This is a genomic window from Dolichospermum sp. LEGE 00246, from assembly GCF_015207865.1.
GTDB lineage: Bacteria > Cyanobacteriota > Cyanobacteriia > Cyanobacteriales > Nostocaceae > Dolichospermum > Dolichospermum heterosporum.
In genome coordinates this window covers 1-6803 of record NZ_JADEWA010000295.1, presented here as the reverse complement: position 1 = coordinate 6803, position 6803 = coordinate 1, and the positions used below count along the sequence as shown (strand labels likewise).

Sequence of the window (6803 nt, the reverse complement as noted above, 5' to 3'; positions counted from 1 at the left end):
CCCTTGTAGGGGAGGGTCAGGGAGGGTCAGGGAGGGGTGCGGGGAGAGGTTTGGAGAGGGGTTTCATATTTGGTTAAACTATGAACCGTTTGCAGTATAAACGAGAGCGATAGCGAAGCGCTCCGTAGGAATCGCGTTTCCGCCATGAACCCTTAGTAGTAATTTTACCATCTTCATGCCAGATAATATAATTCTTAGCTCCTCTAGAGGGAACAAACATCGCTTGAGCAAGGATTTCCAACTCAATTTTGATACCAGTAGGTAAAGCATTTTGCAGCTTTTCAAATATCAGCAGTGGTTCAGAGTGGGAGAAAAACACACCATCAGTATCACTTTCAACCTGGATACCTCCCGCTTTTTCAATCACATCAATCATGAATCGCAGAATCCGTCTACCATAAGCTGTAACCAGTGCAGCAGCTTCCATATCGTTAAAACCAATACCAGAAGTCCCATAAAAGCCAAACAACGAGTTGATTAACACTTTGAGAGCCGCTTCAGCTTGTTTAGCAGCTAAATCTCCAGCTTTTCCTAATTCTTTGAGTCTGAGTCGTTCCCTGGTGAGATAATCGAGAATACTTAACCCCACTCGTTGCGTATTTGGAGATGTCTACTTTATCTGTATTTATCCTGTTTATCCTTTCATCTTTTTTGTCTGAATCAGGATGTCCAGGATTTAAGGATTTACAGGATTTAATTACGATTATGTGCATCTTTATCCAGAATGGGTATAAGCTGAGAAACATTTAATTTGCATAATTAAAACAGGCAGGATGCCTGTTCCACAAGAGTTTTAGTTGTAAGCAATATACAATCTAAATGTCCAACAGCTTATTCATCCTGTTCATCCTTTAATCCTGGTTATCCTGATTCAGACATTATTTATTTAAGGCTTCTTAGGTTTTTGAGGTTTTTGAGATTTTGTTTTATTGTGGGCAACTAAATGTGGATATTGATCTTGCATTTCTAAAAGTTCGGGGACAGTCACGAATTCATAACCCTGTTTACGGAACTTGCTAATGATTTCTGGTAAAGCCTTGACAGTATGAGAGCGATCGCCACCGCCATCGTGCATTAACACAATACCCCCTGGTTTGGCTTCCCTAAAGATGTTATTAATTAGTCTTGGCACACCCGGACGTGAATAGTCCATAGAATCAGACGACCACATAATAACAGCATATTTATTACTTTTAGCATAAGCCGCTACTCCATTCCTCATGTTTCCTCCTGGTGGACGAAACAGACTGGTTTTTATACCAGTAGTCTTATAAATTATGTCTGTTGTATTAGCAACTTCGTAAGCTGCTGTCTGTGCATTCATGTGATGATACCAATGATGCCAAGTATGATTAGCAATAATATGACCATCTGTAACTACCCGTTTTGTTAAATCTGGATAGTTTTTGACATTTTGTCCAACAACAAAAAATGTCCCCTTAATATTATTTTTCTTGAGGATATCTAATACTTTGGCGGTGCTACTAGGCCAAGGTCCGTCATCAAACGTTAGGGCAATAACTTTTTTTCCTGGGGGAAGTTTAGCCTCGCTAATGACAATCCCTTGAAAGTTAGATGGTACATCAGTGGAAACCCCTTTGGCTTGTGCTTCTTGTTGCCAAGTGGTAAGCATTTCTGTTTTAAATTCCTCTAACCGCTGCTGAGTTTTCACATTAGCTGCAATATCTTTATTTTTAACAACTACACCTTGACTTTGAGCATCAGAGATTTTCGCTTTGAATAAAATCATCAAAGCAATGCTTAAAGTGCCAGTTAGTCCAAGTATTGCAATTAATATTCCCTGGGTTCCAAAAAAAGACTTATTATTTTCCACAGTGTAACTCCTTCAAGGGGCGAGCAACCATTGATGGCAGTGATAGCTCTGACGGTAGGTTATAACACATTTTTCTAAAAATTGAGATAGTTTACCATACTCTGAAGTATGATGTCCTTGGTATTCATGTACATTCTGTTGATTGAACTCATGATTCACTATTAAAGAAAAAATGATAATTAACTCAAGATAGTTTCTCATTTATGAATGAGATTTAGTAGTTACATTAGTTACTAATCTAACCTTGAGTGGATATACTTTTATCATAGATTGATAACTTTTCCATAATAGTGGATTTAGCAGAAAAAATTAACATTTGTTCTGTTAAGTTGATTTTTTCCAAATCACTAATATTACCCCAGTGACAATCAAACCTAGTCCAAAAACACGGGTTAGAGAAATAGGTTCTTTTAAAACAAAGTAACCTAGTAATACAGAAAATATATAACCAATAGATACAGCAGGGGCAGCAACGCTGAGATTGATTCTGGTTAGGAGTAATATATAGGTTACTGCACCAATACCATAACAGGTTAATCCTAATAAAACTTCTGGTATGGTGATCATGTTGAGAATGAGATTAATAATGTTTCCTATATGAACTTTACCTAATTTAATTGCCCCCATTTTCAAAAAAAATTGTCCTGCTACACTAATAAGAACTGATATTAGCAGTAAACTAAATTCTGGTATTGACACTGATATTACCTTAATTTTATTGATAACGGTGATTGGTGGGATGAAATAGGATGGAGGGCGCAGACCCTGCGCCCCTACGTTTTTGAGATTTAAAACTATTGAATAGTATTATTTTTTTTAAGTCAACATTTTAGTTTTTTGTAAAGCCTCCACTTTCTTTTAATGTATAAAGAGGACGACCTTTCACTTCTTCATATATTCTGCCAATATATTCACCTAAAATACCAATACAAACTAATTGGACTGAACCCAAGAAAAACATGGAAATTGTAATTAATGTGTAACCAATTAAGTGAGAGACTGGGGCAAAGATTCGCCAATAAAGCACTAATACTATCATAATCATAGCAATCGTAGCTGAGATGATACCTAAGTAGGTTGCCAGTCGTAAGGGAACTGTAGAGAAAGAGATAATACCATCAATTGCCAGGGATAAAGATTTACCAAAAGTATATTTTACATCTCCTGCAAACCGAGGGTTTCTTTCAAAAAGTACAGAGGTTTGTCGAAAACCTACCCAAGCACGTAACCCGCGAACATAACGGTTGCGTTCTGGCATAGAATTCAAGATATCTACTACTTGTCTATCCATTAAGCAAAAATCGCCTGTATCTACAGGAATATCAACTTTAGCCAAGCGTCGAAGCAGACGATAAAAAAGGTATGCCGTTAAGCGTTTTAGCCAACCTTCCTTTTGACGGGATATGCGTTGAGCGTATACTACTTGGTATTCTTGATGCCATTTTTCGATCATTGTTAAAATTAATTCTGGTGGATCTTGAAGATCGGCATCCATAACAATGATACATTTACCTTGGACAAAGTTCAAACCGGCAGTAACGGCGATTTGATGCCCAAAATTCCGGGCGAGACTGAGGTAATGGACTCGATGATCACGGTGATGTAATTCGCGCATCATACTCAAAGAGCGATCGCGGCTACCATCATCAATTAAAATTAATTCCACATCACCGTCTAACTGTTCCATAACATCATGTAAACGGCGATACATCTCCATGATGTTTTCTTCTTCGTTATAAATGGGGATAACTAGGGAGTAGATGGGCTGATTGATCATGATAAAATTTATTGAAAATTTAATTGCCTGAAAATAAAAATATAATGAATTATTCCTCTTATCTAAAAATCAATAAGGACTATATCATACTATTAACCATCTGGTTAATAGGATTAATGATAGATAGAACATGGTTTTTCTTAGATGAATCTATTCCAGCTTATGATCAAAGCGCACATTTAACGTTGGTATCATGATCATGCGATCGCATTAGGTAATTTATATTGTGGTATAAAATGTCATCCTCAAGGAAATTTTCGAGTAATTGAGAATCTCGCTACATTTATTCCCAAGGAATTACCGCTAGGAAAATATCAACTATCCGCACTATATTTAGATAAAATTAATGGCAAAATTACGCCTTTAAATATTCCTAATATAATTGTCAATGTTACAGATACAGGAAAATTAGAAAAAACACCACCTTTAGATTTAGTTTCCCGAATGTCACAATTGGCAGTAGACTTACAACAGGGAAAATTAGATAATATCTTTGTGCAAATAGATAATTTTAATCAATATGATCCTACTCAAGATTATTTAAAACAAATTGAATTTGCCGCTAATTATTACCTAGAGAATGAACCAAATAATCTGAATTGGCGTTATACTTTGGTTTTATCACAACTTTTACAGCGCAAAGCACCGGAATTAATTCAGAATTTAACAGAATTAACTAAATATGATCGTCAAAATCCCTATACTTGGCTTTATTTAGCATTTGTTTATTTATATGACTTTCAACCCAAACAAGCCGAAAAGCAGTTGATAATAGCAGAAAAATTAAAACCAGACATACCAGAATTAAAGACTTTAAAAACAGTTACAAATATCATGAAATTTCTCCCATTAATTCATTTATAAAATATGAGTCATAAACAATGGTTTTTAGGTTTATTGGTAGCATCTTTAATTTTATCGCTGATAGGTTTGGGTAATTTACCTTTACGAGATTGGGATGAAGGTACTTATGCTATAGTTGCTAGGGAAATTTATCGCACTGGTAACTGGATTTATCCGACTATCCAAGGAGATCCTTTTTTATTAAAACCACCTTTGATGCAATGGTTTATTGCTGTTTGCTATCATATCGGAGGAGTGCAAGAATTTACTACCAGATTTCCGGGAGCATTTTTAACAGCTTTAGGAGTACCTTTACTTTATTTAATTGGACGGTTAGCTTTTAGAAAAAATTTACCAGCTTTATTTTCAGCTTTGGTTTATTTAACATTATTGCCTGTAGTCCGTCATGGTAGACTAGCAATGTTAGATGGAATGACTGTTTCCTTTTTCTTGTTATTGTTATTTTGTGTTCTCAAAGCCCGTCATGATAAAAAATATGCTGTTGGTATCGGATTTTGTTTGGGTTTAATTACTCTGACAAAGGGAATGTTAGTAGTAGTTTTAGCAGTAATAGTAAGTTTATTTATCATTGCTAATAAACAATTAGCTTTATTAAAAAATCCATTTCTATGGATAGGAATGGTATTAGGTAATTTCCCGGCTATTGCTTGGTATTTTGCCCAATGGCAACATTATGGTAATATTTTCTTAGAAGTGCATTTTCAATCCCAAGCTTTTGACAGACTGGGAAAAGCTGTGGAAGGTAATACTGGTCCGATTTGGTATTATTTACTGGAAGTGATAAAATATGGTTTTCCCTGGTTGTTATTTTTGCCAGGAGGTTTATATTTAAGTTGGAAAAATCGTCATACTGCTTGGGGTTGTTTAACTCTCATTGGTACAATTGTTTATTTTGCCATAGTTTCTTTAATGAGTACCAAATTACCTTGGTATATTATGCCCATATATCCATTTTTAGCTTTAGCGATTGGGGCTAATTTAAGTTATATTTGGCAGGAGGAGAAGTTTAAAACCAGATTTTTGACGGGATTTTTTGCATTTTTAGTTATCGTCGGTTTAGCAGGTTGCATTTATTTTAATATATTTGATAAACAGCCATTATTAATTGTAATGAGTGTTGTTTTAGCAATGACTATGGGGATGACATCATGGTTAGTTAATCAGCATAACCGTCAATTTATCCCGGTTTTATTTGCGGGGATGTATTTAGTTTTAGGAATGTTGATGAGTTCTCAATCATGGATATGGGAGTTAAATGAAAAATTCCCTGTTCTACCAGTGGCAGCGTTAATTAGAGATAATGTACCACCTGGAACACAGATTTATACTTCTTTTCCTGATAGTCGTCCTAGTTTAGATTTTTATAGTGATTGTAAAATTATTCCTACATCTATTGCCGATTTACAGGATAAGTTTGCTGATAAATCTTATTTATTATTGGGTAAGGAGACTTTGCCGAAAATTAATTTAAATCAAAGTAAGGTTATGGGAGAAGCTAATGGTTTTAAATTGGTGGCTATAAATTAAGGCTAGTGTGTACACACAAGTTATCGAATCACCCCACCCTAACCCTCCCCTTGTAAAGGGGAGGGAACTAATTTTTCCGGTTTCTCCCCAAAGCATCGGGGGGATTAAGGGGGGTAATTTAACTTGTGTGTACACGATGCCTTTATAAGTAATTGGACAAAAATAGTTACAGTCATTGCGAGCGAAGGGAAGCAATCACAACCCTTGGAATTGCTTCATTTGACTTCGTTCCCTATGGCTAACGCCACGCAACGCTTACGCAATGACATTGTGTAATTAATTCTGTCTCACTACTTACAGCAATCATGACTTTTCAAACACCCTCTAAATGTCTTGGCTGGTGCGCCTATTTTTTCTGAAAATATTGCTGCGTATTCGCCATCAAATTCGCTTGTCTGTAATAGTACGGGATAAAATCGGAAATTTTTCTAAATTTTCAGCAATTACTGCCATAATCAAAGACTTTGAGAAAGCTTTAGACAGATTATGATGGAAGTTTAGGGCTTGATGAAAAAGGTGATAATCACTCGTCAACCACCCATCACTTCCCTTCGGGTAAGTGAGGGCTTGTAAAAGCCTAGTTGACCAGACTCAGTTCTTAACCGAACTACGTTAGAGGTAAGAGTTAAAGACCTACCAGAGGATGCGTAGCTAGTTCCCTGCTCTAGAACTTAAAAGTTAAACAGGCTTAAGGGTTAAACCAGTGCTTTTAAGATAGTTACCGACCTCTAACATTGTCGTTCGCGCCAGCGTGCCGGAGGCATCTAGCTAACATTACCCGCAAGGAGGCTCTTTGGAGCA

5 protein-coding genes and 1 pseudogene are annotated in these 6803 nt (G+C 36.2%); 2 read left to right on the top strand and 4 right to left on the bottom strand.

Going from position 1 to position 6803, the window contains the following annotated elements:
* Positions 1-73: 73 nt before the first annotated feature.
* From IQ228_RS17740 to IQ228_RS17725, 4 genes are all read right to left on the bottom strand, one after another.
* A complete protein-coding gene (locus IQ228_RS17740; protein WP_370566906.1) occupies positions 74-589 on the bottom strand; it encodes a DNA polymerase domain-containing protein in 516 nt (171 codons plus the stop codon).
* 297 nt (positions 590-886) lie between these two features.
* Complete coding sequence (locus tag IQ228_RS17735) at positions 887-1834, bottom strand: polysaccharide deacetylase family protein (RefSeq protein ID WP_193963768.1); 948 nt, start codon at positions 1832-1834, stop codon at positions 887-889.
* 324 nt (positions 1835-2158) lie between these two features.
* The gene (locus IQ228_RS17730) at positions 2159-2533 is read right to left on the bottom strand and encodes an EamA family transporter (protein ID WP_027402067.1); all 375 of its coding nucleotides are present in this window, start codon (positions 2531-2533) and stop codon (positions 2159-2161) included.
* Positions 2534-2663: 130 nt separating this feature from the next.
* A complete protein-coding gene (locus IQ228_RS17725) occupies positions 2664-3608 on the bottom strand; it encodes a glycosyltransferase family 2 protein (protein WP_027402068.1) in 945 nt (314 codons plus the stop codon).
* A 189-nt stretch (positions 3609-3797) separates the two neighbouring features.
* Between IQ228_RS17725 and IQ228_RS17720 the strand changes: the two are divergent.
* A pseudogene (locus IQ228_RS17720) lies at positions 3798-4475 on the top strand (tetratricopeptide repeat protein); the annotation flags it as partial.
* A 3-nt stretch (positions 4476-4478) separates the two neighbouring features.
* Entirely contained in the window at positions 4479-6002 is a 1524-nt protein-coding gene (locus IQ228_RS17715; RefSeq protein ID WP_193963767.1) for a glycosyltransferase family 39 protein, read from the top strand.
* Positions 6003-6803: the final 801 nt, after the last annotated feature.